General features: G+C 29.2%; 2 protein-coding genes. Both read left to right on the forward strand.

The window, feature by feature from the left end:
• A partial coding sequence (locus Q0C58_RS00575) for a DUF5686 family protein (protein WP_290696322.1) occupies nucleotides 1-2,307 on the forward strand: 2,307 nt, incomplete at its 5' end.
• A 165-nt stretch (nucleotides 2,308-2,472) separates the two neighbouring features.
• A complete protein-coding gene (locus tag Q0C58_RS00580) occupies nucleotides 2,473-3,645 on the forward strand; it encodes a S41 family peptidase (protein ID WP_290696324.1) in 1,173 nt (390 codons plus the stop codon).
• Nucleotides 3,646-3,887: the final 242 nt, after the last annotated feature.

The following is a 3,887-nucleotide window of genomic DNA, read 5'->3' on the forward strand; positions in this document are numbered from 1 at the left end:
AATTACACCTTAGACATTGAAAAAGTTGGAGATTACACCATTGTTTTTCAATATTTAGGCTTTAAAACGCTTAAAAAAAATATTTCGATTAAGTCGCTTCCATACGTTCTAGATGCTAAACTCCTAGAGGAAAATATTTCTTTAAGTGAAGTCGTTATAAACTCTGAAGAAAACCCTGCTAACCAAATTATTAGAAATACTATTGCGAAACGAAAAGAAGTCTTAGAAAAATTAAGTGAATACAAAGCTAATTTTTATTCTCGCGGACTTATAAAAATTGTAGATGCTCCAGAAAAAGTATTAGGTCAAGAAGTTGGAGATCTTGATGGTGCATTAGATTCTACACGAACTGGAATTATATATTTATCGGAAACAATTTCTAAAATTGAATACCAAAAACCACGACGCTTAAAAGAAAAAATATTAGCATCTAAGGTAAGTGGTGATGCAAGTGGTTTTAGTTTTAATAATGCTACAGATGTAAACTACAATTTTTACAACAACACCTTCGACCTTGGAAACACTACAATTTCTCCAATAGCAGATTATGCATTCAATTACTATAAATATAAGTTAGAAGGTGTTTTTTATGATGACAATAATAACCTCATCAATAAAATACTAATTACACCAAAACGAGATAACGATGCAGCTTTTTCAGGCTACATTTATATTGTAGAAGACCAATGGCTACTTTATGCTACAGATGTTACCATTACTGGAAAACGCACAGGCATTCTTCCTATAGATTTACTAACTTTAAAACAAACATTCTCTTATTCTGAAACCGATAATATTTGGGCATTAATAACACAGACATTAGATTTTAAATATGGCTTTTTTGGTTTTAAAGGCGAAGGAAAATTTACTGCTGTTTATAGTGACTACGATTTTACACCAGAATTTGGCGCTAAAAACTTTACACGAGAAATTCTTTCTTTTGAAGAAAATTCGAATAAAAAAGATTCTACTTTTTGGGATGCAAAACGTCCTGTTCCTCTTACCAAAGAGGAAACTACAGATTATGTAAAAAAAGACAGCATACAATTGGTTAGAAAATCTAAACCATACTTAGACTCTATAGACACAAAAAAAAATGCTTTTAAATTAGGCGATATTTTAGGTGGTTATAGCTACCAAAATTCCCATAAAAACTACCGTTTTAGTATAGATTCTCCTTTAGAAAAAATCACTTTTAATACTGTGCAAGGTTGGAACGGAACTCTAGGTATGCGCTACTCTAAGCAAATAGACGATTTTAAAAGATACTTTAATGTCTCTGGAAACATAAACTATGGTGAGGCAGATAATCGCTTGCGTGGCACAATTACCACTCGTTTTAAATTTAATAATATTAACGATCGCTTTATTTCACTTTCTGGTGGTGTAAAAACAGAACAGTTTAACAGTGCTAACCCAATTTCTAATGTAGAAAATATGGTGAGCTCTTTATTTTTTGAGGATAACTATATCAAGCTTTACAACAAAAGTTTTGTGCAAGGTCAATACTTTCAAGAACTGTTTAATGGCGTTAGATTAAATTCTGTTTTAGGCTTCGAACGCAGAAAAGCATTATTTAATAATAGCGATTATGTAACCATTAATGAAGATAGAGATAGTTACACAAGCAACAACCCGTTAAACGAAACAGACTTTACCTCTCGTCCTTTTAACACACATAATATTGCAAAGCTTAATGTAAATGCTACTATTAATTTTGCTCAAGATTATTTAAGCTATCCAGATGGAAAATATAATATACCCAACAGCAAATATCCAACACTATCTGTAGGCTACGAAAAAGGTTTTGCTGCAACAAACTCTAACTATAATTTCGACCAGTTTAAAGCAAGATTAAGACAACGCATTCGCCTTGGAAACAAAGGTGAATTTGAATATAATGCGCAAGCTGGTATTTTTAAAAATGCAGATAACATTGCTTTTATGGATTACCATCACTTTAATGGCAACCAAACCAATGTAAAGCTTGATGGCTCATATTTAAATTCGTTTAAAAACTTGCCATATTACGCTCTAAGCACAAATAACAATTATGCAGAGTTACATACTGAATATCGTTTTAACGGTTACATATTAAATAAAATTCCGTTATTAAATAAGCTTAATTTTAATCTTATTTTAGGAGTAAATGCAGCATTTACACAAGACAATAAAACGTATTCAGAATATTCTATTGGTGTCGATAATATTGGTTTTGGCAAATTTAGATTTTTACGTGTAGATTATGTACGCTCATACCAAAGTAGCTTTGCAAATGATGCTGTACTATTTGGGATTAGTTTCTAACACATATACTTGAGAAAGCAGGAATCTTATGCTATAAAATTCTAAACTTGACTTTGTAAAAAATAAACACTAGCTTCGTTTAACGTCTGATAAAAAACATTAAAACGATTTTTTATCAACGAAACATTACCCATAATTAAAACAGACACTTCTAAAATAAAAGATTTGAAAACAATATTACCTACATTTCTTTTTTTGTTTATCACAAATCTTTCATTTGGTCAAGAAAATGGGTGTGATTGTATAGTGAGTTTAACAGAAACAACTCAAATTATTAAAAAGTCAACAAGTTATAAATCACAGGTTAAGAAATTAAAAAGAGAAGAAGAATTTAAAAATTGGGAAAATAAAATTAAAAAAGAAATAAAAAATGATAGTTTGAGTACTTATTTCTGTTCAGGTTATATTCAAAAATACATTTCCTTCATAAAAGACAAACACAACCAAATTTATTCTACTAGCAAAGATATTAAATCAATTATTCCTTCTTATTCAAATACATTTGAACAAGTAATTAATTCAGAAGACAGTATTTCTGGAATTTATTATCAAGGCAAAGAAAGTATTTTAATTCAGAAATCGTCAGATAACTTGTGGTTTGGTATTTTATTAGAATCAAATTCCAAAGATTGGAAAAAGGGAATGATTAGACTACGAATAAGTAGAGATGTTAATAATTCGTTTGAGATATTTGAATTTTATAAGAATGGATTTCTGTACTACCAAAATGGTATCAATATTACGAATGGTAGAATTCATTCTACTTTTTGGAATAAAAATAATAAGTATTTTTTCAATAAAAATCATAAACAGAACTTCAAATTTGAAAAACTTAACTCAACGATTAATTACATTAGTATAAAATCATTAAAACGTTCGAAAGAATTAATTAAAGAAGCTGATGAATTTTATCAAAATATAAAAACTAAATTAGATAATAAAAATTTAATTATTGACTTAAGAAATAATGAAGGTGGCTCAACTGAACAAATTAAACCACTCATTAAAATAATTACAAAAAACAAAAGTATTAATAAAATCTATGTGTTAGTAAATTTCAAAACTGGCAGTGCAGCTGAGTTAGGTGCATATTTGTTAAATAAAGATTCAAGAACAATCTTGACTGGGGAAAATAGTCGCGGTCAATTAACATATGGTTGGGGAAACGGTTCGATTTCTGGAAATTTGAACTGCCAAGAAATTCAATATGATTTATCAAGAAATGTAACAAATAGAAAGCTATTGCAATTTGAGAATATTGGTTTATCACCTGAAATAAAGTTAACAAATCAATCAAATTGGATAGACCAAATTATAGAACTTGAAAATAAAAAATAACTATGGGCAACACCGTATAAAATTAACTGCTAGTTCTAGCCTACTTACAAAAGTCCTCGCGGTCTTTCTATCTGTGATTTATTTGCTAACTTTAGTGATTAAAACACGCAACTAATCTTATATAACAACGTTAAACGAATCTCTGACCCGTCCTGAAATATGTATACACTAAAACAAATGTATATGTATAAAAATGATGGATATGTAAGACGATATAGCGAAAGCTTTAAACTTAAAGTCCT

Origin of the sequence: Lacinutrix sp. (assembly GCF_023299985.1) — a bacterium.
Taxonomy (GTDB): domain Bacteria; phylum Bacteroidota; class Bacteroidia; order Flavobacteriales; family Flavobacteriaceae; genus Lacinutrix.